This is a genomic window from Pedobacter insulae, from assembly GCF_900113525.1.
GTDB classification, from domain to species: Bacteria; Bacteroidota; Bacteroidia; order Sphingobacteriales; family Sphingobacteriaceae; genus Pedobacter; species Pedobacter insulae.
On sequence record NZ_FOPP01000004.1, the window covers coordinates 33,815 to 59,229 of the forward strand.

The 25,415-nt window shown below is 38.5% G+C and carries 15 protein-coding genes; all 15 read left to right on the forward strand.

The window, feature by feature from the left end; translation table 11 throughout:
- Nucleotides 1-2 precede the first annotated feature (2 nt).
- The 15 genes from BM207_RS07630 (at nt 3) to BM207_RS07700 (ending at nt 25,218) form a co-directional block, all read left to right on the forward strand.
- Nucleotides 3-1,811: a RagB/SusD family nutrient uptake outer membrane protein gene (locus tag BM207_RS07630; RefSeq protein ID WP_090992997.1), complete on the forward strand. Its 1,809-nt coding sequence runs from the start codon at nt 3-5 to the stop codon at nt 1,809-1,811.
- A 35-nt stretch (nt 1,812-1,846) separates the two neighbouring features.
- The gene (locus tag BM207_RS07635; RefSeq protein WP_090992998.1) at nt 1,847-3,274 is read left to right on the forward strand and encodes a DUF4623 domain-containing protein; all 1,428 of its coding nucleotides are present in this window, start codon (nt 1,847-1,849) and stop codon (nt 3,272-3,274) included.
- A 5-nt stretch (nt 3,275-3,279) separates the two neighbouring features.
- On the forward strand, nt 3,280-4,725 hold the full coding sequence (locus BM207_RS07640) for a glycoside hydrolase family 10-like protein (protein ID WP_090992999.1): 1,446 nt from the start codon (nt 3,280-3,282) through the stop codon (nt 4,723-4,725).
- Between the two features lie 191 nt (nt 4,726-4,916).
- A complete protein-coding gene (locus BM207_RS07645) occupies nt 4,917-6,125 on the forward strand; it encodes a purple acid phosphatase family protein (protein WP_090993000.1) in 1,209 nt (402 codons plus the stop codon).
- A 237-nt stretch (nt 6,126-6,362) separates the two neighbouring features.
- A complete protein-coding gene (locus BM207_RS07650) occupies nt 6,363-9,347 on the forward strand; it encodes a SusC/RagA family TonB-linked outer membrane protein (RefSeq protein WP_090993001.1) in 2,985 nt (994 codons plus the stop codon).
- Between the two features lie 32 nt (nt 9,348-9,379).
- Complete coding sequence (locus BM207_RS07655) at nt 9,380-10,924, forward strand: RagB/SusD family nutrient uptake outer membrane protein (RefSeq protein WP_090993317.1); 1,545 nt, start codon at nt 9,380-9,382, stop codon at nt 10,922-10,924.
- 26 nt (nt 10,925-10,950) lie between these two features.
- Nucleotides 10,951-11,631 carry a hypothetical protein gene (locus BM207_RS07660; RefSeq protein ID WP_143095927.1) on the forward strand — a complete coding sequence of 227 codons (681 nt, stop codon included), beginning with the start codon at nt 10,951-10,953 and terminating at the stop codon, nt 11,629-11,631.
- 11 nt (nt 11,632-11,642) lie between these two features.
- Nucleotides 11,643-12,674 carry a DUF5007 domain-containing protein gene (locus BM207_RS07665; RefSeq protein ID WP_090993003.1) on the forward strand — a complete coding sequence of 344 codons (1,032 nt, stop codon included), beginning with the start codon at nt 11,643-11,645 and terminating at the stop codon, nt 12,672-12,674.
- 22 nt (nt 12,675-12,696) lie between these two features.
- Nucleotides 12,697-15,876 carry a SusC/RagA family TonB-linked outer membrane protein gene (locus BM207_RS07670; protein WP_177217079.1) on the forward strand — a complete coding sequence of 1,060 codons (3,180 nt, stop codon included), beginning with the start codon at nt 12,697-12,699 and terminating at the stop codon, nt 15,874-15,876.
- A gap of 5 nt (nt 15,877-15,881) precedes the next feature.
- Nucleotides 15,882-17,384 (forward strand): RagB/SusD family nutrient uptake outer membrane protein, encoded by a 1,503-nt coding sequence (locus tag BM207_RS07675; RefSeq protein WP_245768055.1) that lies wholly within the window; start codon nt 15,882-15,884, stop codon nt 17,382-17,384.
- Nucleotides 17,385-17,388: 4 nt separating this feature from the next.
- Nucleotides 17,389-18,171: a fasciclin domain-containing protein gene (locus BM207_RS07680; RefSeq protein ID WP_090993005.1), complete on the forward strand. Its 783-nt coding sequence runs from the start codon at nt 17,389-17,391 to the stop codon at nt 18,169-18,171.
- 24 nt (nt 18,172-18,195) lie between these two features.
- Complete coding sequence (locus BM207_RS07685) at nt 18,196-19,824, forward strand: DUF5008 domain-containing protein (protein WP_090993006.1); 1,629 nt, start codon at nt 18,196-18,198, stop codon at nt 19,822-19,824.
- A gap of 12 nt (nt 19,825-19,836) precedes the next feature.
- The gene (locus tag BM207_RS07690) at nt 19,837-21,600 is read left to right on the forward strand and encodes a DUF4983 domain-containing protein (RefSeq protein ID WP_090993007.1); all 1,764 of its coding nucleotides are present in this window, start codon (nt 19,837-19,839) and stop codon (nt 21,598-21,600) included.
- Between the two features lie 19 nt (nt 21,601-21,619).
- On the forward strand, nt 21,620-23,557 hold the full coding sequence (locus BM207_RS07695; RefSeq protein ID WP_090993008.1) for a M60 family metallopeptidase: 1,938 nt from the start codon (nt 21,620-21,622) through the stop codon (nt 23,555-23,557).
- A 5-nt stretch (nt 23,558-23,562) separates the two neighbouring features.
- Nucleotides 23,563-25,218 (forward strand): alkaline phosphatase family protein, encoded by a 1,656-nt coding sequence (locus tag BM207_RS07700; protein WP_090993009.1) that lies wholly within the window; start codon nt 23,563-23,565, stop codon nt 25,216-25,218.
- Nucleotides 25,219-25,415: the final 197 nt, after the last annotated feature.

Genomic DNA, 25,415 nt, shown 5'->3' on the forward strand with positions numbered 1-25,415 from the left:
AAATGAAAATAAAACATACAATAATATTCGTCTTTGTAATTATGGTATTGGCAGGTTGTAAGAAATTTTTAGACCGACCTCCTTTAACTTCCGAGACAGACGACACAGCTTGGGAAAGCGAAGAAAAATTGCGTTTATACGCCAACAAATATTATACTGATTTTTTTGACGGCTATGGAAGTGGCTTCTCTACCGCCGGTGCGCCATTGGTAGGCTTTACCAATAGCGACGATATGGTAGTGCAAGGAAATCAACCTAACTTTACCCGTGCGGTTCCAAATAGTGGGATATGGAGTTACTCTTCGATCCGCTCGATTAACATCATGTTAGAGCGTATAGACACTAGAATGGCAGATGTATTATCTGCTAGTGCGAAAGCTCATTGGACTGGTATCGGAAGGTTCTTTAGGGCGTTTAGATATTCCGAACTGGTACAGGCTTACGGAGATGTTCCTTATTATACACGAGAAATAAGCAATACAGAACTCGACGAACTATACAAACCCAGAACATCGCGCAATGAAGTAATGGATGGAGTATATGAGGACATGAAATTTGCACTTCAAAATGTTCGCTTAGATGATGGAGATCAAAACGTGAACAGATACATTGTTGCGGGCTTTGTTTCCAGACTGGCACTAACTGAAGGTACTTGGCAAAAATATTATTATAAAAATAATGAACAAGCTAAGAAATTTTTAGAGTTGGCTGTTGAGGCTGCCGATATGGACATTTCGAGTGGTAAGTACGATATTAATACCGATTATAAAACCCTGTTTACCTCTAAGGAACTAAAAGGAAACAAGGAGTGTATTCTATATAGAAATTATGATCCTGCGGCTGGGGTTACGCACGCTATTGCATCTTATGGTAACTTAGCCGAATCGACACTGAATGGCCCTACTTCGGATTTACTAAAATCATACGTTCTTACTTCTGGAGAGGTGTGGCAAAATGCTAGTCCGGCTGATGCATCATTTAATTTAGACAATATGATCGCAACACGCGATTCTAGATTTGAAGCTACTTTTTACAGTAAGCCAAGTTTACTAAACAGGGGTTCTTTTTACTACATTACGAAGTTTTTACCTAGAGAAGTAGAAAAGCGTACCCAAGTAGATTTACTCGGTATGCCTCCTGAATTTACCGGAGATAAAAATGAAACTGATGCCCCAGTATTACGTTATGCAGAGGTATTGTTAAATTGGATCGAAGCAAAGGCCGAATTGGCGAGTTTAGGCGGTCCGGCAGTCATGCAAAGTGATATAGATAGATCAATTAATAAAATTAGACTTAGACCATTAGCGCAAGAAGCTGTAGATAGAGGAGTTACAAAAACTGCTCCACTTAGTTTAACTGCTCTTCCAGCAGATCCTAGTAGAGACCCACAAGTGTCGGCTTTAATCTGGGAAATTAGAAGAGAACGTAGAATGGAGTTTGCCTTTGAGATTTTCCGTTTGGCGGATTTAAAGAGATGGTCTAAATTGGAATATATGGATAATGATCTGAATACAGATTTGATATCTGGGGGATGGGTAGATTTCCCTGCACAATTGCCTGGCGCGCTAACATCGGCTAATGTAGGCAAAATTGCTGTGGTAAGCCTAACCGGAACGGAAACCGTTTACAACGGATCAAATGGTGCAGCTATGAAGGGCTTTTATAAAAATACTGCCAATAAAAACCGATTACCATTTTTAAATCAAGCCAATATCAATCCATATTTGGCGCCTATTGGCCGTGTACAAATAGACGATTATGCAGCCAGGGGATACCAATTGTTGCAAACGCAGGGGTGGCCACAGAATTAAGCTATATTATTAATAGTAAATAAAAAATTAAATAGATGAAACTAACATATAAAACATCAAAAATAGGTATTTTGGCAACCTTCATGGGATTGTTAAGCCTAGCTTCATGCAAGGATGATTTACCAGAAGCACTTGATACTTCCGCTAATGTAACTGTTTTGAATTCAATTAAAATAGTTAACGCAGGAGCTAATGGAACTACTGTATTGGAGGGCGTTGTGGATGAAGATGCTAAGACGGTATCCTTTCCAAGAATAGAACCAACCACCGATTTCTCAAATCTGAAGTTTGAAGCAAATTTATCTTCTGGTGCTAAACTAAGTCAAGACACCTATCCGGTTACATTTGAAGACGGCCAATCGGAAAAGGTTATTGTAGTTAAAGTCTTAAATGCCCCCCGCTTTCGCGAGTATTTGGTTAAATTACGGTTGAAAGTACCCGTATTCGGAGCCGATTTTGAAAATGGAACTACGTATGATTTTACAAGTAATCCATTAGGAGCGCCACTTTACGATGCTTTCGCTGGAGCATTAACAAGAGGGAGTGGGTTTGATGGGGATAAGGTATTGGTTGTTAAAAGAACGGAACCACACCTGCTAAATGTTTCAGACTTGAAAACAGGGGTTATTAATAAGATGATGCTTAATATCACCGGCGTTTCAGGTGGAACATTTTCTATGAATATGGGTGCTCAGGTAAATGGCCATACTTACATCGCAAGTTTGTCGGGCGGCCTCACGAGTCCGTTAAAAGTTTATCATTGGACAAATCCAAGCGCTGCACCGGAAGTGATAGCTAATATAAATGTAGCGACCATAACCGGAGCTGGCACCAGACATGGAGATAACTTCTCGGCTAGCCTAGACGGTCAAGGAAATGGATACTTCTTTTTCGGAGACAATGCCGGCGGTAAAATATTAAGATTAGATGTTGCTAATTACACAACAGTAGGTAACCCAACTGTTTTCGCAACACCTGTTGCAGGCGGAGGCTCGTGGACTTCTTATAACAGAATTGGTAATACGAGCGAATATTTATTCACAGGTCACGATGCTCCTGTAGCCCTTGTTTCGGAAGGGGGCGCATCTGTGTTTACCATGAGCAGAACGGCTATTCCAGTTAGAGCGTCAGACGCCCGCATTGTTAATTTTAACAGTGAGCGCTATCTTATTGTAACAACCGCTGCAAGAACTGGATCAGAGGCAACTAATTTCTTTGTGTATGATATTACGAAAGGTGATAATGTGAAAGACGCATTGACTAATTTAAATAATCAGCCTACGATTACTCCCGTATTCCAATATTCATTAATGGGGCCTGTAAATACATCACCAGCTTCTCAAACCGGTTTTTATATTAAAAAGGACGCATTGGGCAACGATGAATCTTTGATGCTTTACGCTGCTGCAAGTGATGCGGGCTTTGTGTTTTTTGAATTCCAGAAGAAAGTAGCTTTAGATTAAAATTGATGAAAAGAAAATCTTTAAACCTAGTGGCAGTGCTTGCAATAGCACTGCTGCTAAATGCCTGTAAGAAGGGTGACGATAATGTTATTCCTGATCCTCCTAAACCGCCAGCAGAAACTGGTCTTCTTTTTCCAAAAAAAGAAATGAGAGCAGTTTGGGTGGCCTCGGTTTATGGTTTAGACTGGCCACAAGGTGTTTACACCGTGGCAGGCCAGAAACAACAATATATAGATTATCTTAATAAGTTTAAAGCACTTAATATTAACGCAATCTATTTTCAGGTAAAAGGTATGGGAGATGCGTTTCATAATTCTAGCTACGAACCTTGGAGTTCATCTATTACTGGAACTAGAGGTGTAGATCCAGGATATGATGTGCTTAAATTTATGATCGATGAAGCCCATGCCAGAGATATCGAATTTCATGCATGGATGAACCCTTATCGGGTAGCAACTCGTGCCGGAACGGGAAGCTCATTTCCAGCGCTTCATCCTTCGGTTAAACCAGAATGGGTATTAGATTTTCCAACTATACGAATTTATAATCCTGCGCTACCTGAAGTTAGGCAACGCTTATTCGATATTGTTAAAGAAACTATTACAAAGTACGATGTTGATGGAATACATTTCGACGATTACTTTTATCCAGAGGGTCAGACATTTACAGATCAAGCAGATTTTGTGAAGTATGGTGCAGGTATCAATAATATTCAAGATTTTAGACGTGACAACGTAAATAAGGCCATCAAAGGTGTATACGATGTGATTGTGGCTACGAAACCGGGAGTGGTATTTTCTGTTTCACCTGCTCCAGACATCAATAAGAATTTTAGTTCGCTATATGCCGATGTCAAGAAATGGAACCAGGAGGGATGGGTTGATGTGGTTATCCCGCAATTGTATCAAGAGGTGGGAAACCAATTCAATGATTTCCAATTAAGACTCTCTGAATGGTCTCAGAACAGTTTCAAAGCGGCATTAATGGTAGGCCATGGCTATTACAAATTTGGAGACCCTACTATGCCTGCTGCTTTTCAATCATCTTCTGAGCTGCAAAGACAATTTGACTTAACAAAATTAAATAAGAAAGTAGTTGGAAATGTAATGTACAGTGCTAAATATTTAAATTCAAATAAGGTGGGTATTACCGATAAGCTTGCTGCCATTTATAAAGATCCTGCTGTTATGCCTTTTTTGGGTCGTGCTTTAGCGCCTGCTCCTACAGTGGCAACAAATGTGAGAATAGAAAATGGCACATTAAAATGGGATGTTTCAGGCGGCCTGAAATCTGTTGTGTACTATTTCTCTGATTTAAAGAAAGAAGGAAGAGTATTAGCGTTAACAAACTCAAATACCCTGTCAATTACTTCAAATGGTTTTTATTCGGTTTCTACGTTAAATACGGATAGTCAGGAAAGCAAGCCATCCGATCCGGTAGAGAAAAAATAACAATATAGCATAAAGCAGCCAATTAAATGGCTGCTTTTTTTTTGAAACGCATGTAAGTTAGCCGTAATTTGCTTGCCATGCCGTTTTTTCCTTATATGGCAAACGTTTGCGTAATCTTTGCGACTCGTATTTTCTTCTTGTCTATGTACTTTAGAATATCATGAAGTAAATAATTGAAGAAATAAAAACGTATGGACAATAAAATATCTGCAAACAGAAGAAGTTTTCTTAAAGGAGGACTCGCACTAGGGGGGCTCTCATTGTTAAATCCAATTTCAGCCGTTGCCAATCCTGTTGTATTGGAAGAGGAGGAATTTAGCATTAAAGTTGGACCTTATCTACAAACAGATTTTAACGGCAGTATAGCTGTTTTATGGATTACAAACAAGAATTGTAATAGTTGGGTGGAATACGGAGAAACTCCTGAACAAATGCCAAAAAAAGCATATGGAGAAGGAGAACTGGGGTTATTACCAGCAGGCCGTTTAAATTGCGTTAAGCTTCCGGATCTGAAGCCTGACTGTAAATATTATTACAGAATCGTCTCCAGGGAGATAGTGAGTTTTCAGCCTTACAAAGTTACCTATGGTAAAACAATTCAGGGAGCAATCGAACATTTCGTAAATGCCGACTTGAAAAAAGAGGAGGTTTCGTTCGTGATGCTTAATGATATCCACGACAGACCGAACTCTATTCCTGAGCTTTTAAGCTTGGATAAAGGCAATAAACGGGATTTCGTGTTTTTTAACGGTGATATTTTTGATTACCAGACGAATGAGCAACAGATTATTGATCACATGCTTGAGCCATGCGTATCAGCTTTTGCTAAAACAACCCCATTCCTGTATGTAAGAGGCAACCACGAAACACGAGGGGTATTTGCACGCGACTTTAAAACATACTTTCATCATGTGGCTTATACGGCGTTTACATTGGGGCCAGTGCGCTTTATTGTGCTGGATACCGGAGAAGACAAGGAAGATAGTCATCCTGTTTATGCTGAACTAGTGGATTTTGACCATTATAGAGTAAAGCAAGCAGCTTGGCTAGCGCAGGAAATTGATCGAAAAGAGTTTAAAAAAGCAGCGTTCAGGATTGTATTAATGCATATTCCGCCGCGTTACTCGGGAGATGGCCACGGGGCAAAGCACTGTACAGCGCTTTTCGAACCCATTATGAACCGCGGTAAGGTAGATTTAGTTTTGAGTGGGCATACCCACAAGTATAAAGTTCATCCACCTGCGAAAGGTCAAAATAATTATCCCATCATTATTGGCGGTGGACCATTAAAAGGTACAAAAACGCTTACCAAAGTACTTGCAACCAAAACGGAATTGAAAGTAGTTATGCTCAATGATTCGGGGACCGAAGTAGCTGACTATGTTATTGCAACAAGATAAACGCAGAGGGAAATACTAGTCCAGCACAAACGTTTGCGCACAGTAAAATGTAAATGTAATCACAATTAACCCGTAATTTTCCCTCATTCAATACTAACCACTAACCAACCAACGTATGATTAAAACCATTACTAACTATTTCCAGAGGCGATTTATTCTCAATGCCGATTTAAGAAGCTTTAAGCTTCACCGCAAATTCTAATAGACCACAACTAATACAACTTAACAAAAATCAAAATGGGTAAAAATTTTACTAAGATTTTTTGTTTCTTGTTGTTTTTTGCATTTGCTGCAAAGGCAAATAGTAATAAACATGTAGATTCAAAAATTGCGTTCAACGTAAACCTTTTGATGTTTCAGCAAGATTCAATACAGGCTGATACATCTATTAAAGATTCTATCGGTCGCAGCATCCGTGAAAGAGCACGCTTCAAAGGAAACCGCGACTCAATTAAAGTTTCTACTGCAAGAAACCTACCGAATTTATCACTACAACAAATGATAAAGGGAAATGTATCCGGTTTGTATGTACAAGAAACTAGTGGAGAGCCTGGAAGCGAGCAAAGCATGATCATCCAGGGATCCTCAACGCCGATCTTTACCAAAAAAGACATTTATAATATGCAGCCTGCTGTGTATGTAAATGGAGTTTATTTAGTGCAAGAGCACCCTTTTGCCTATGAGGTACAGAAATATGATTATAATAGGATAGGCCCGGCTACCAATTTATTGGCAAACGTAGATATTGATAACATTGCCTCAATTGAAGTGATTAAAGATCCGGTATCGTTGGCCAAACTTGGACCGAACGCCGCAAATGGTGCAATTTGGATTACTACTAAAGCAGCGAAAAGCGGCTTGAGGGAAATTAGCTTTAATTCCTATTTCGGAATGGTACAGGCTGGAGGCGCAAATACGGTAAATGGTGTTTTCGAAAATAAGTTTCGCCAGCCATTTTACCAAAAATATGCTTCTCAGGCAAATCTGAACAATTATGCCTCGTACCTAAGGGATTCTACAAACCTAGATTATTTTGGTAAATCTAACTGGAGTGACCTTTACTATCAAAATGCTCCAATTTTTACTGCGAATTTAGGTATTACCGGTGGTTCGGAAAAAGCGAATTTTAGATTTTTTGGTTCCGGAACAAAGAACGCAGGTAATGCTGACGAAACGTCCCTAACAAAATACAATGCTTTTTTTAACATTAACATGATGCCATTCAAATGGCTTACAGTTTCTAGTTTCTTAAATGCCTCTAGAATGGATAGAGATCGGAACAAGAACTTGAGAGATCGGTATGCCGAAGTTAGGTATCTGCCTGATTTTGTAAATCCGCTCTCGCCAAATAAAGATAATTACCAGTTATTTTTAAATGAATACAGTAAAGTGGTGGATGATAACAGAAATAACTTGCTAAATGGTTCACTTTCGTTAAACTTTAAACTAACTCCAAAATTAAATTTCAATACCGCAGTGGTTTTCGATTATAACGAAGGGATAAGAGATGCTTTCTTCCCAACTACTTTAATGGACGGAATTAACTTTGTTTCAGGTTATTTCGGTTATAACCAACGCTTTGGACTAAACAATCAGTTAAATTATCAATACGACTTAAATAAGGATAATGTATTCGATTTTGAGGTAGGACAATCGGTTCAGGGCGATACTTATAAATATAATTATGCCAGAGGCTATGACGGAAATAGTGATTTCATTAAAATCAACGTTGTTGAAGGAAATTCAAATGATGATGATTACTTAAACGCAATCAACAACTTTTATCTTTTCAGGTATACTGATAGAACCAGGAACGGGATGATGTCGTTTTACGGCTCAGCCAAGTATAGTTATAAAAATTTATTAAGTTTTGGAGCGATCATAAGAAGAGATGGTAGCTCTAATGGACAGCCAGATAGCAGATGGATCACTACGCCTGCCTTTAGCGCAGACTGGAATTTGAAAAATCAGTTCTTAACAAAGAATAAATTTTTTAACCAATTAAATATTGGTGCCTCTTGGTCTAGAGTGGCTAAGATCTTTTTAGAGGATAGGTTCGGCGCGGGTCCGCAATATCGTTCAGAATATGGATGGTATGAGGAACCGACTATTCCAACCTTTGGTGGTTTTCAAGGCATTACCCGCCCTTATAACACTGGTTGGGTAGGTTATGGGGTTAGTTTACCCTATGCAGATAGGTTAAATATCAGTGCTTCTTCAACCATGTTGAATAATCGCATAAGCACCTCTGTAACACTATATAACCGCACCAATAAGAACCAGTTATTGAACATCCCAGTGTCTGGCGAGAGTGGATATACCAGCATTTACAAAAATGGGATGGAAATCAACAATATGGGAGTAGATTTCGACTTTACAGCCACGATTATACCTAACGAAAAGGCATTAAGCTGGACTTCGGGTTTAAACCTGAACTATAACAAGAATGAACTTAAAGCACTGCCGGATGGATTAAGTGAATTAGTGATTGGTGACAACAAACTGAAAGTGGGCAAATCTTCGGGAAGTTATTGGCTATATACCAATAATGGAATTTACAACAGCGACTCTGAAGTGCCAACTAATCCCTCGAACGGACAAAAGCTAGCATTTAATGGCTTAACATTGAAGGCAGGAGATCCAAGATGGGTTGATTACAATGGTGATTATAACATTACGGATGCAGATAAACAATTTACCGGCGACAGGTTGCCAAAATTAATTGGCGGATGGATGAACGATTTCAAATACAAAAATTTCGAATTGAACTTTCATCTTTTCTTTGCGCTTGGGCAAAAAGCAATCAACCAGTTCGATGCAAGCAGGTATGACTTTGCCAATCGCGAATCGGCAAACGACATCAACTCAATCAAGGAAGTAACTACCTGGCAAACCTCTGATAAAATAAAAACTTATCCTATTTATAATGTATGGAGTAATGTAATTCCATATAGAGCAGATCAAGATTTGTTTTTAGAGAATGCCTCTTACGTGAAATTGCGCTCGGTAACGTTAGGTTACGACCTAACAAAAAGCAAATTTATCAGTAATGCCAAATTAGGGTTCAGACGCGCATACTTATACCTAACGGGTAGCAATTTGTTGACCATTACTAATTTTTCGGGTACTGATCCAGAATTGATCAATTACACGGGTTATTATAATGGTACCAGCTTGCCTATTGCGAGAACCTATACCATTGGTTTAAAATTAGATTTATAGGAGGGGATATAATCATGACAAAAAACTATAAGATGAAATTCAACAAATTTTTACTGGTGCTACTGGCAGGTTTCTTTACTACAATTGGTTTTTCCTGTAAAAAAGTATTGGAAGTACAACCCAATAGCTTAGCAGCAGAAGAAAATCATTGGAACAATTATGAAGACGCCAAAGGCGGCTTGATTGGGATCTATACCCTAATGCGTACCGCAATGGTAGCAGATAATACCCATTGGCTAATGGGTGATTTGAGACAGGGAGATTTTACCTCAACCAACAGATCGGATTTAAAAGCCATTATTGATGGTGAATTGAATGCTTCTTACCCGGTAATTCAAAGGGTTAGTAATTGGAAGCGTTTTTATTCTGTAATTAATGCTGCAAGCTTATTTATTGAGCGCTCACGAGAAATTGTAGCAAGTGATCCTAGATACACGCCTATTAACAACCAAGTAGATGTAGCACAAGCAAGAGCATTAAGAGCTTTTGCCTATTTTTATATGGTACGGATATGGGGAGATGTTCCTTTGTTGATTACGTCCCATGATGGCGATTTCAATACGCATCCACGGACCTCTAAGGATAAGGTTTTAGCTTATGCTACTTCAGAGTTGTTGCTGGCTACCAAAGTTTTGCCATTTAGGTATGGTGGAAATGATCCAATATTCCCTGGGTTATATTACGGAGCGAACTGGCCTACTTGGAATGGCGTTTTATTTACCAAATTATCAGCCTATGCTGTATTATCGCATATTGCTGCATGGCAAGGCAATTATTTGGATTGTGAAGTTTACACCAAATATTTTTTAGATAATATTACCAGCTTAAACGGCGATGGTAGTTTTGGGGTAAAGTATATTAGTGTAGACGAACTTACCGAAAATGTGAATGGCTATAGCCCTTTTGCCTTTAAGCGTGCCGTACAAATTGTAGGTTTCGGTTTTGAATATGGAAACGGAGAAGCCACAGCAAACGGACACTTAGAGCAATTAACCTTGGCAGCGCCTTTGATTTTAAAAGCCAATCCAGAGATATTTATTCCAAAAGATACTATTCGAAAAGCTTTTACAGATGTAAATGACCTAAGATTTAGTATTGATCCACTCACTAAACTGTATCGTAAAAACTATTTCACAAATTATAGTTCAGAGCAACCGATTTTCAGTAAAATAAAATGTATTGGTAGTGCACAAATCAGCGGAAACTTTGCCTTGTTTACTTCAGCAGTATTATTTACGAGGTATGAAGAAGTGACTTTATTGCGAGCTGAAGCACTGGCTGTTCTGGGACAAAGAGATGAAGCAATTTCTGCGCTTAACCGCGCCTCAGCCTTAAGGGGAATTAAGCCTTTCCAATCAAACTCATCGAGCGATGTAATTGAAGCCATATTTGCTGAAAGAAGAAGAGAGTTAATGGGCGAAGGGTGGAGATGGTATGATTTGGTTAGACTTAACCGAATTAAGAAGAATAACCCAGCTTTTAATACACTTTTAGCTAATGGAGGTATTTACTGGCCAGTATCTAGAGATATTTTAAGTGCTAATCCATCTATTAAACAGAACCCTTATTGGAATTAATTACCAAATTATTTTTTAATTATAAGATGATGATAAACAAAAATATAAAGCGTTTTTCGAGGTCATTTACCATGCTTTTGCTTGTTTTAATAGCATTTACAGCATGTAAAAAGGAATCGATGTATCACGATTATGAAAATACAATCAAGGAATTTGATGGGACCGCATTACAATATTTACAGTCCCAAAAGAACACTTTTGATTCACTGCTCCTTGTATTAGATAGGTTGCCGGAATTGAAAGATTCACTAAGTGCAAAAAATGTAACCTTATTTGCACCTACAAACCAAAGCTTCCAGGCCGCTATTAAAAATCTAAATATTGAGCGTAAAGCACAAGGCAAAAGTGCATTATACTTAAGCGACTGTGACCTGGCCGAGCTTGATACCCTTACAACGAGGTATATTTTGAGAAATGCACGTACTACCGATAGTTACGCACAGTTTGCTGATGGTTTGAATATTATGAGTATTAAGTATGCATATCCAATGCACGTACAATACAATAAGTTAAATGCCTCGGGTTTTGTAGGTGGAGGTCCTCAGTCGGTTATTTTTAGCGACCCCAAAGGGTCTATTTTTGAGAAGTACTGGGAGAATGCCAATACCAATGCTGTAAACATCAAGACAAAGAATGCCATTGTAAATATTTTGGCACCCCTGCATGATTATGGTTTTAATGAATTTGTAATTAGGGTAAATAAATAACATTGAAAAAAATGAACAAGAACATATTTTTATCATTTCTTACACTGGGAGTTTTAAGTATCTCCATCTTGCTAACAAGTTGTAAGGACAATATACCCGATGTGCGTTTGTCATTAAGTGACGATTCGCAGTTTACTGTAAAATCTTACCAGCCAGTTTTAGGTCGAAATACGTTGTTTACGGATAATTTTAGCATTGGAAGCTCTTCTATTCCTTTAAATTTTAAAATTGTAAATATGCGCCGGTTTACCGGAGAGGCGGCTCCTGAGTTAACAGATTACTTCCCCGTACAAGTGTGGAAATCAGCTTATGATGGCTCTGAAAAATCTATCGCAGAAATTGAAGCAAAGCGCAAGATAGAAAATCATCAATTGTTTGAAATTCGCCAACATTCTGGCCAATTCATGATGTGGGCAAAAGCTAATTCTAATTTTGTGAGAGCACAGCCAGACTCTGGTTATGTATTCGATGTAGAGGTTTCAAATTCTGGTGGTCGTAAATATTATAAAGACTTCAAACTTCGTCCTTTTAAAGAGCGTGCTTTCGAACCCTCTACCATCATTGCCAACGTTGGTCAATCGACTCTGTTAGGCGGTATTCCATTTTTTAGCAATATCAGAGGCGAGCGTACAGGCAGGTATCTTTCTCAAAGTCAGGAAGATGTTGTAGTGTTGTTTAACAAGAAAAGTGATGTTGGTAATTCGCTGACATTCAAGTTTGTTGATACACTTTTCAATCCTATTGATCCAAGTAAGTTCAATACTACGCAATGGTCATCATTGGTACATGGTTTTGATATGGTAAAAGATGCCGAAAAGGTAACCTATAAAGTAGCTTATCCCATCCCGTTGGCGGCTTATCCTACGCAATACACAGTGGGTAATGGCGAACGTGCCTTATCGACCTTTAAGTACGAGCGGCAAGGATTTGGAAATGTGAAAGAAGCAGCATTTTTAAGATTGGAATATGCCATTTTCGAGAAAGGCGACTGGGAAATCATTATCTGGTTTAAGACCGAACGTCCAAAATTCACCAATGATTAATAGAAACACTAATTTATCTAATATGAGATATCTTTATATAATAGCTTTTTTATGTCTGTTTTTGGGCATTAATCAAGATTTAAAGGCGCAGCAAAAGAAAACGGTTACAGGTACCGTCTCTGATAATTCGGGGGGGATACCGAATGTTAATATTTTTTATAACAAAACCGCTATTGGAGCCACCAATGCGAACGGAAGTTTCTCTGTGTCAGTCCCAGAAGATGCAGTGTTGGAATTTTCTTATATAGGTTTTAAGACCGTAAAGATGAGTGTGGCTGGTAAAACAAAATTGACTGTGAAAATGGTCGAAGATGATAACCAATTAAAGGCAGTTACCATTCAGGGCTATGTAAGTAAGTCGAAAGAACTATCGGTAGGATCTAGTGTAAAGATTTCTGGTAAAGATTTACAAGCAGTTCCAGTTGCCAGTATTACCGATATGCTTCAAGGAAAAGTAGCGGGTTTGAATATCCAACAGAATACCGGATCACCAGGTATGCGTGGTTCGATTGCACTTCGTGGTTTATCTAACATTAATGTAAGCGGTTCGGGTGACGGCGCATTTTTACAATCTACTTCACCTTTATTTGTGGTAGATGGGGTTCCGATTGATGACAACAGCAACTTTCAATATGGTTTCCAGTCTGCAGGCCCGGGTATTAGTCCCATTTCCCTAATTCCCCAACAAGATGTAGAAAGCATGGAGATCTTAAAAGATGCTTCAGCAACCTCATTATATGGTTCAAGAGGTGCTTATGGTGTTATTTTAATAACAACCAAAAGAGGTAACTCTAAAATTCCTGTAATTAGATACAATACCCAATTCTTTGTGAGTGCACCCCCAAGACTTCGACAGGTTATTGGTGGAAGAGGTGAGCGCGATTTACGTATTGCACAAATTATGCAGAGTGATACGAGCTATTATCGTTCGCTAGCTTTGTTGAATGCAACAGAATATATTGCCGACAGCTTAAATGCTTACTATAATAATGCTACAGATTGGCAATCGTACTTCTTTAGGTCTACCTTTAACCAAAGTCACAATTTAAGTATAGACGGGGGAGATCAAGCGTTCAACTATAAAGTAAACTTTGGCTACTTCGATCAAAACGGAATTCAGGAGAATACCGGATTTAATAGATCGAATTTAAGGATGAACATGCAGTACATGCCTAGCGCCAAATTTAAATTATATACCACCATTAACGGTACATTGGGTAAAAACCAAAAAGGTAGTGGAAACGGGTTATTAAATACAGGGGTTGCAACCGGAGGAGCATCGTCATCTTTACTACCGTCTCCTTCTCTTTTCTCTGCAGTTAATAGCGTGCTTGGCGCCATTACTACAGATAATGATAATAAAACTACCGAGTTGAATACCACAACAGAAATGAAGTATGAATTTGTTCCCGGGCTTAGCTTAACTTCTAACTTCAATTATACATTTAATACGGGTGTTGAGGAAAACTTTTTACCATCTACCATCAATGGTAACGCAGCGTCTTTGTATACTTTTAATAGTGTAAAAAACTCCATTTACAACAGGAATTTATTGAACTACTTTTATAGTATAAAAGACGGCAGTGGCGAAGATGCACACAACTTTAACGCTTATGCTTTTACAGAATTGGATTCCAAAAATTTTAAAGCTGATGTGATCCAAAATAATAAAGTTGTAAATGATTACTTAAGGGGCCCAATAGTGGGGGTAGATGACTATTTAACATCACTAGGTGGTACATTAGATAACTTTGATCAATTCAGATCGGTAGCATTTGCAGGTAACTTTAGTTATAACTATAAACGTAGATATGTGTTGGACGCTTCCTATCGTGCCGATAGAAGCTCTAGTAATGGACCTGAAGCAGGATACATCAAAAGTCCGTCAATTGGAATAAGATGGAATTTGCAAAATGAAACCTTTACAGAGAAATGGAGAGAGTGGTTTGAATATGCTTCCATTAAATTAAGTTACGGTACCGTATTGCAACCGCAAGGAAATATATACGATGTATATGGTAGGTATGTAAATGGTGCGGTTTATAATGGTGCTCCAACTGTTTTAATGAATTTGGGAACATTGCCAAACTCAAACCTACAGCCTACAAAAAACACTACTTATAACGCGGCTTTTGAATTTGGTCTCTTAAAGAACAGGTTGTTTGGAACATTTGAAGCTTATTACAAACAAGTTGATAACCAATTACGAGAAAAGCCTTTGGCCAATGTAAGCTCGTTTACTAACATAAAAACAAACGAAATTAGTTTAGTTAATATAGGTTATGAGGCAAGTTTAACGGCTAGGGTGTTTGAGCCATCAAAGCCATTTCAATGGACCATCAGTGTGAATGGAGCCATTAACAATGATTATATAGCACACTTGCCGGATGGAGTAAGAGAATTTATTTATGTTGATCCAAGTACAGGCCAGTCGATAATGTATCGGTTAGGTCAGAATGCCCTAACCAATTATATTTATAATACTAAAGGGGTATATGCCAATGATAGTGAAGTACCAGTTGATCCTTTAACGGGTTTGAGGTATCGTTCTGGTGCTAATAACTCGTTCTTAAGTTACTATAAAGCTGGAGATCCTCGATTTACAGATCTTAACGGGGATTATGTACTTGATGAAAGAGATTTAGTAGCAGCGGGTAATTCTCAGGTGCGTTTTCATGGAGGTGTAACGATGGATTTACGTTACAAACGTATTACGATGCAAATTCAAGGAAATTATGTAATTGGTAGAGATGTACTCAATAACTCACTTGCTTCGCAGTTTGCATCTTTCAACAACCCATTAGCAATTCAAAATGGTTTCCGTACGAATCCATCAGGTGTTGTACCATTAGGGGCTTACGATATCTGGACTAGAACCGGTCAACTGGCCAGGTACCCTAATCCATATGATTATTTAAGGTCAGGCATTACAAATCCTTATCGTACTAACCAGACCTTGTTTCAAGAAGATGGATCTTATTTTAAATTAGGTTATGTGTCGTTAGGTTATACCTTAAACCAAAAGTTTACCAACAGATTTGGAATGAACAGAGTAGTAGTAGGTGGTACTGCAAGTAATGTTTTCTTGATCACCAATTATTCTGGTACCAGTCCAGAAAGTGTAAGTGATTTGGGTAGAGACAGTGGAGCTATTTATCCAAACCCTAGAACCTACACCTTTAACCTAAATATTGAGTTTTAATAGTGATGATGATGAAAAAATATACCTACATACTAATATTAGCCGTGGTAGCTACGACTATTGTTAGTTGCAAAAAGTTTTTGAATATCGTACCAGTAGATAACTTATCTGGGAATAATTTTTGGCAGACCAAAACAGATGTCGAAGGATTTACCAATGGTTTGTATGCTCGCTTTAGAGGAAAAGTTGGACAAGGTAGCGGTTTTTCTCAAGTAGCAGATTTGCGTAGTGCGCCACTCATTAGTTCTGGTGCGGGTAACTATATAAATCTAATGTCTACTAATAATTTAAGGAGCTTGTCGGCCGATGGCCAGTGGACCGGCGGCTACAATTTTAGAACCAACACTCGCTGGAAAGAGTTTTTTGACGTTGTTGCTGCGGCAAACATTTTATATGCGAAGATAGATGAGGTCCCAGCTGGTGTTTTATCAGATACTGAACGTAAACAGTATAAAGCTGAGGCTGTATTTATGCGTAATCTTTCTTATTTTATGATGGTAAGGTTGTTCGGTGATGTTCCGTATTATACTTCAGCCTTTAGCGAAGAAAGATTGCCAAGAACGCCGATGGTTACGGTGTTGAGAAATTGCATTGCCGATATGGATGCAGTTAAAGGTGACTTACCTTGGACTTATTCAGATCCTTCGTTGATAGGCGTAAGAGCTATGCGTGGTAGCGCCATTGCTTTATTAATGCACATGAATATGTGGGCAGCTGGATTTGATCAGGCAGAAGCCAATAGAAATAATTATTATGATGCAGTAATCAGTTTGGGTAAAGAGTTAGAAACCTCTACCGATTACAGGTTATTACCGTATGACAATGAACAATATAAAGTCATTTTTAAAGGACGTACCAAAGAGAGTTTATTTGAGGTTTTCCAAAACGCAAATAATGGAGAAAAATTATCTCAATATTCTAATGTAGGTTTCTTGCTAAGTCATTACCCATTAAAAGGCTCTGTAAATACCACAAATAGTTTGGCCTATTATGAAAAAGAATGGATGGATAAAATCTATTCTGAAGGAGCGCCTGATGGTAGAAAAGATGCTTGGTTCGAAAACAGAACGGTAAACAATGGTACTTTTCAGTTCAAGAAATTTGCAAACGTATATGCTGAAGGCTTAAATATTTTGAATGATGATAATGTGATTATTTTCAGACTTTCTGATGCTTATTTATTAGCTGCAGAGGCTAATGCGAACAGAGATTCGGAAGGGGAGGCAAAACGTTATCTGAATATGGTAAGAGATAGAGCTAATGCTACGGTAATTACTTCAACAGGTGCGAATTTGAAAGACGATATCTATTATGAACGGGTTAGAGAACTGATGGGTGAAGGACATTATTTTTATGACTTGGTAAGAACCAAGAAAATAACTGAAAGCAAGTATGCTAAAAATCCTATTTCTGTTACCGATTTCAATGCTGGCGCCTGGACTTGGCCAATAGATCCCGTGGCTCTAGTTAATAATCCTAACATGACTTTAAATAACTATTGGAGATAATATCATGATGTATAAAATAACTTTAAAAATAGCCTTATTTATGTTGATTGGCTTTACCGTTTTCACTTCTTGTAAACGAGATGAATATTTCTTGGACACCGGTAAACACAATCCCAACTTTAACGGAACTATTCTTGCTTACCTGAAATCTAAACCAGCTTACTTTGACACGCTAACAAGAGTCATTAATATTGCTGGAATGAATGACGTTTTCGAAAAGGAACAAATTACCTTTTTTGCGCCAACAAGTTCAACAATCTATAAAACATTAAAAGCACTGAATGCCGATTTGCAAAGGAATGGAAGGGACACCGTTGCCAAACTTGAGCAAATTAAACCAGAAACTTGGAAGGAAGCACTTTCAATGTACATTTTTAAAGGGGTTAATCGTTTAAAGGATTATCCGCAATTAGATACGATTGCTTTCGCCGCATTCCCCGGACAAGGATATACCTCATATGCAGGTAGAACGATGAATATTGGTGTGCTATTTAATGACGCAGTGACCGAAAGAAATCCGGATGGAAGTCCCAAAACGTTTGTGAAATATGCTGGGTATCGTCAGTTGTATTTATCATACATTCCCGATTTTTCAAATCCAACGGTGAATCTACTTAACATTCCGGTTTCCTCTTCAGATATTGCCCCTACAAATGGTATAGTCCATGTGTTGGCACAAAACGTTTTCGAGGGGGCTACCCTAAAGAGCAAGCATAATTTTGGCTTTAATACGCGAACATTTATAGACAAGGTACTTGCAGATGGAATTTTACCTGTAACACCTTAAATCTCATTTAATTATTCAATTGATATGAAATATATAATACATAAACATACAATGCGCTTAGGCCAATTATTGTTAGTCTTGTTAGTGCTAAGCTTGTATTCTTGTAAAGAAGAAGTTATCGGAGAAAATCCTTACAGTGGAGGTAAAGAACCTTTAGGAATTAAGTTCGGTACAGCTTTGCCTGAACCCGAAATAGCTAGTCCTGGTAGCGAAGTAGAGGTGAGTATAAGAGGCTTAAAGAAATTTGAAAATAACTATAAGTTCTATGTAAATGAGGTTGAAGCTACCGTTTTGGCTTTTACCGATAGTACCGCCAGAATTAAAGTGCCAAATAATGCGAGTAGTGGTGGTATGTCAGTAATCAGTGATGGGCAGACTTTCTTTGGACCCTTATTAACAATCAGCGGGAAAGTAAGTGCTGACGGGTCTTTTCAGGCAACTGTAGGTTCGAATTCAACAATTTATGATATTCTACGCTTGCCGAGCTCGAACTATCTACTTACTGGAGCATTTAGTGATTTTGATAATAAAGGCAACGTAAAAGTACCTATAGGCGGAATTGCTCAAATAAATTCGCAAGGTGCCTATAATACGTCGCTAAACTTTGGAAAAGGTGCCTTAGGATCAATTAACAGTGTAAATCGACTAAGCAATGGCAAGTTTTTAATTTCAGGCTTCTTTTTCAGTTTTAACTCAACCAGAGGAAAAAGAATTAATATTAATGGCATCGCAACTTTAAACAGCAATGGTACATTAGATAGTACCATTATTGATGTCATTAACCCTACACCAAATGATTTCAGAAAGAACAAGGATACAGTACCTACTTTTAATGGAGGCGTTGCGGGCGTAATTAAAAAATCTTTTGTCTTTAATGATCGTATATATGCAGTAGGGGCTTTCGAAAATTACCTAAGGGTTTTTTATGATCGGTCTACCTACGATACAAAAGTGTATGATAGAACCAAGATAAAGCAAATGGTTTGCATGACTTTAGATGGCGCAATGGATTCTACCTTCCATTTTGATATGGCTACAAAACAGAGTCCTGCCGCTGGTAACGGGGAAATTACCGATGCTATTCAGCAGGCTGATGGAAAATTGATTTTGGTAGGGAGTTTTTCTACTTTCAACGGTTTGCCTGCAAAGCATATAGTCCGCATTAACTTAGATGGTAGTGTTGATCAAACTTTCAAAGCTGGAGCAGGTGCTGATGATAATATTAGCTCGATTACTTACAATGCCACTACGGATAAAATTATCATTACCGGTTCATTTACTACCTATGGTGGAACGGCGAAAAAAGGTGTAGCAATGCTAAATGCTGATGGAAGTGTAGATAATACCTTCAATTTTGGAACGCTTGCTTCGGGGTCGGCTACCTTTGCCTCACAATTGAACAATGGTAAAGTAATCGTTACTGGTAATTTTAAAACATACAATGGCGTGATTCGTCAAGGATTTATGGTTTTAAATGCAGACGCATCTTTAGCGTCAGGTTACAATAATACGGGACAATTTACTGGTCGAGTTTATAAAATTATCGAAACCACTTCATCATTTGGTAATCCAGCGGTGATTTTAGTGGGATCTATCCAGCGTTTTGATAACAAGAAATTTGGCAATATCGTAAGAGTAGAAATCAAAAATTAAGGAGATATTAATATGAAAGATTTAACAAAATATAAGCAATCATTCCTAATCAATACAGTTGGTTTGGTATGCTTGGCAGCGATTTTGCTTTTTGCGAGTTCTTGCAACAAGGATTTTCCCAATACGCTAAGAGTCGACTATCCGGATGATACCACAAATGTGACTTTAAAGGAGCGTAAAGTTCTCTATATTATATTGGACGGTGTTAGGGGTAATGCTTTAAAAACAGTAAATCCGCCAAACTTGGCGCAAATAGTAAGAAAATCTATTTATGCTTACGATGCGCTTTCAGATTTTGGAACCAATGCTATGACCAATGCTGGCGCGTGGACGAATGCAACCACCGGGGTAACAAGTGATAAACATAAAGTGGTAAGTGAAGACTTTTCGGGTAGTCAGCTTGCAACTTACCCATCTCTTTTTACAAGATTGAAACAGGTAAAACCAAATTTGAGAACTGCTTCAATTGCTGCAAGCCAAGCGTTTAATGCTAACTTAGCACTAGATGCAGTTTCAAAAGTAAATTTTGAGAATGATGACGCTAAGGTTAAAGATGCCATCGTTGAGGAACTGAAAAAGCCAGAAGCTGCAGTGGTTATTGGTCAATTTCATAGTGCTGAAATTGCAGGAGCAGCAAATGGTTATACGGATAATACGACAGCTTATACCAATGCAATTCTTACGTTAGATACGTATATTGGGAATATTATGACTGCCTTGCAACAGCGACCAACTTTTGCAAAAGAAGATTGGATGGTCGTAATTGCGTCTAATAAAGGGGGGAATGTTCCGGTTGATCCGGGCTCCGTTGGATTGGGTGCTTTCAGTGATCCGGTAAGAAACAACTTCATCGCATTCTATAATCCTCGTTTTGTAAGTCAGATTACCCCAAAACCAGATATTAATTCATTACCATATTCTGGCTTTGCTCCAAGGTTTACAGGTACGTCATCTATATTTACAAATGCAAAATTAAACAATAATACTTTAGGGAATTTTGGTAGTAACGGACAGTTTACTTTTGTTTGTAAAATCAAAAATGATGGCGCAGCTTCAAACTACCCAGCTGTAGTTTCTAAGAGAGCTTCATTTAACATTGGCGTGCCAGGGTGGGTGTTGTTTTTAGAGAACGATGTGATTATGTTAAATATAGGTCAAGTAGGGTTCAGCAATAGACAAGTTAGTTTTGGAAAGATAAGAGATGGAATTTGGCATTCGCTAGCGTTTAAAATTTATAATGACGCTGGAAAAAGATGGGCAACTGTATTTCTAGATGGAGTAAAAGGCTTAAGCCTTGACATTACTGATCGTGGAAACTTTGATACCACTGCACCATTTACCTTAGGGGGTAACTTTGCTGCAAATGAAGGTGGAACTATTAATGTATTGATAAAAGATATTGCCCTATTTAGTGCTGCGATCTCTGATGCTGATTTGGTCGCAAACATGAAAAAGGCAGTTATATCTGCAGACTATCCAAACTATGCTTCTTTAGCTGGGTATTGGCCCGCTAATGAAGGAGGCGGTACCACCATTGCTGATGTTTCGGGCAAAGCACCAAGCTTCACTACAAGTGCCAATATTAATTGGACTTCCTTTTCAGACTCTTCACCGCATGTTTCACCACTTATTTCATCTGCAACTTTTGGGGTCGTCATCAACAATGTTGACATTCCATACCAAATTTACCAGTGGATGGGAATAATTGTGCCAAACTCATGGGACTTAATGGGGAAAACTTGGAGACCAACTTATACAGATGTTCGTAATAACTAATTAAACAAGAATCAAGAATATGAAATCAACTAGATTTTTAAACTATATTGCTATCATACTATTAGCGAGTGGTTTTACAGCTTGTAAAAAATATGGCATAGCAGTTGAAGACGGTTATGATGATGCATCTGGAAATCAACAAAATATTACTGTTGATACCAATATGTTGAACATTGACCGTTCTGCCTATGCGAAAGCGCGTGTTTTCCCAGGGTTGGTAGATCAGTCGGAGCCTAGGGTGAAAGATCAGAAATTCACGCTAGATCTTAACTTTACACCGCAAACAACCGAAAATCTGAGAATTTCGGTTGCCCCAAAGCCTCAGTTTAGTACTGGATACTACGCTGCACCTGGCGAATTAATTAAACTTGTTTTGCCTGAAGGTGTAAACGGGTTAAGCATACAAATAGGTGGGCATACCGATAATTTAACTGGCAAAGATCCATTGTTGCGTGATCCAATCATCATTCAAAGGAAACAATTGTATCCAGGGGCTAATTATGTACGTAATATCTATGGTGGAACTATCTATATTAATGCGGCGTTTGCCATCCAGGCACCTGTTGAATTTACGATATCTGGCGCATGCGTTTCACCCGATTTTATATTGGGTGTAGATACACATGAGGCTTGGAAAGCGAGGGTGCTGGCGTCTAAAGTACCTTGGTTAGAACTGCGCTCTAAACGGGTCGTGTTTTTAGTGCCTCGTGATAAAATTGTTAGTCAATTTAATAATCCTGTGGAACCATTGGTTGATATGGCTGAACCATTAGCCCTGTGGAATACGGTCTTTGAGGAAGATTTCAACGGTTGGATGGGTTTATCTGATAATGCCTCTGATGTAAGAGATCAAAGCCCACAAGGGCAATGGCGGGGAATACTAGATATTCAATTATCTGCTGGTTATGGACATGCTGGTTATCCTTTCGTGGGGTTAAATGACAGAGAATGGTTTGGTTCGTTTACGAGTGCCACTAGGTTGAAAACAAGTATCGGCACCTGGGGCTCTTATCATGAATTTGGTCATAATGCACAACAAGGCAGTGTTTGGAGTTGGAGTACCCTGGGTGAAACCACTAACAATTTATTTAGTTTTAAGGTAGCGCATAGGATTAATGCTAATTACAGTGACCTGCACCCAGCGGTAAAAAGCGGTTTCCCACAGGCCATCACCTATGCAAGTGGAACAGGAACTAAAAACTTTGATGGCGACGCAGAAATTGATGATCCATTTAAACGAATGACACCGTTTGTGCAAATATTTGAACTGTATGGTTACGGTGCCATGACGAAATTGTACACTGAAGCACGTCGTGCGGTACGTTTAGCCAATAATGATTTAGATAAGCACGATTTTGTATATGAGAAGTTATCTGAATATTGCAATACCGATTTAATTCCATTCTTCGAAGCTTGGGGTATTTTGGTGAGTCCCCAGTCACAAGCAAAAATAGGTGCTAAATATCCATTGTTAAGTAAACAGATTTGGACCTATAACCCGTTGACCAAAACTGGAGGGACCGGAAATATTATACATACTACCAGCATGCTATCTGCAAGTTGTCCACCGCAAGAGGGCTCATTAGCTGCGATGGTTGATAATACTTTATCTACCTATTATCACTCAAAATATAGTAACATTGGCCCAACCGAGAGTTATCCATTTACTTTTGTTTTAAGCGCTGGGGCAAATATTCCAATTAAAGGGATGTATTTTAACGGACGTGCGGGTGGTAATCGCGCGGGTGACGCTAAAGAAATAGAAATATTTAGCAGTAGAGATAACATCAACTTTACCAGTATAGGAACAACTACTTTACCGAGTACCGCGAATAGAACTGAATATATTTTCCCTAATGGAAATGTTAGCGCTAAGTTTTTTAAAGTAGTTGTTAAAAATGGACATACCACTAACCCATACGTAGTTTTTGCCGAAATGAATTTAATTAAGCCTTAAATATTATGAAAAAGATTATAAATCGCATTCTCCCATTGGCTTTATTAATGGGTATAGTTTATTCCAGCTGTACAAAATATGATAATCCGCCTCCTGTTTTTGAGGAATTTGAGCCCACTGTAACCACGCAAAGAAAGGTGCTCGTTATTAGTATTGATGGTTTAGCAGGTTCAGAGTTAAAAGCAATCGCACCCACCAATATCGAAGCCTTAAGAAAGACATCAAAATATAGTTACGACGTTTTGAGGGGCCAGGTTGCCAATGATGTGGCAAGTTGGGCTACTATGATTACCGGTGTGAGTTATAGCAAGCATTTGATCAGGGAAAATACGTTTCAGCCTACACCGAAAGAGAATTCACATGATGCTCCTGCTGTTTTTAGAAATAGTTTTGACTATGTGCTGCAATATAAATCTGTAAAAACAGCGATGGTAACCCCATGGGCAGAATTAAGGAATTATGTGAAAGTGGTAGATCGCGCACCTGTGGTAACAACCGATGTAGCGGTGAAAGATTCTGCGATAAATATTATCAATACCATTACTCCTTTAGGCACCATGATCGTTAATTTTAGAGATGTGCAAGCTGCTGGTGCAAGCGGAGGCTTTTTAGCAACCAATGCTACTTATAAAGCTGCTGTTGTTAAAGCAGACGAATATGTAGGTAATATAATTACTGCATTAAAGGCACGAAAAAATTATGTAAACGAAGATTGGCTGATAATGGTGACAACTAATCATGGTGGAAGCAATGATGATCCAAAGCCAGGATTTTTAATTGCCTCGAATAAAAATCTAAAAGAAGAAGAAGTTAAGAAATCTGGTTTCAATACGGTTAATTTTAAAACCGATGCGATTGTTGCGGCTGTTCCTGATGATCATGGACTTTATAGTTTTGGAACCGACAAAGATTTTTCGGTGCAAATGCAAACCAAGTTTATGTCTGCTAACTACTATCCTCAATTTTTAGGTAAAAGTACCTCAAACTATACGGGATGGTTTTGGATGCAAGAAGGTAATCAATGGAATTTGGAATTTGGAGGTACCAATAATGGTGGCGGTGGTAAGCAACAATTGGGTATTGCTGCGGGCCTAGCGGATGGTTCATGGCATACTTTAACCATGACCGTTAAATATGTAAACTCTACTACAAGAACTGCATCAGCTTTTGTAGATGGAGTATTTAAAAGTTCTTACAATGTGAGTGCATCCAAAAATATCAATACCACCGAATTGCTGAAATTAGGTGTTGTTGGAGGAAATTCAGATTTCTATGCAGCTAATTTAAGCATATTCAACATTGCTTTGGAACCTGCTGTTGTAACTGCTAATATCGCTTTAAAAGACATTACTAAACATCCAAACTATGCAAACTTAATAGGCTTTTGGCCTATAAATGAAGGCGGTGAAGGAGTAATTTCAAACAAAGCACCTGTAGGTTATGATATGTATTTGTCAGGCCCTTTCTCTTGGCCATCTATGGGAACGAGCTTGCCGGCAGGAAACATTCCAGATCCGAATGCAGGCGGTAAATCTATTATCCTTACGCCTGCGGCGGTCTCAGCTACGATGCTGTATTGGATGAACATCAAGATTTTGCCGGTATTCGGTATTGATGGTAATCCTTTCTTAAACCAATTTGAGATAGAATTCTTAAAATAACAATAAAGCTGTTATGCAGCATCAAAATGCCCCCGAAAGCAGGAAGCTATCGAGGGCATTTTTTGTGAACAACAAAATCAAACCTCCATAGCATTTGTTTATTGGCTATGGCATTTAACCGAGACCAACAGCCATCCCAAAGAGCAGAATGCACAATTGCGAGAAATTGCTTGGTCTCAGTCGCATATTGTACGTGC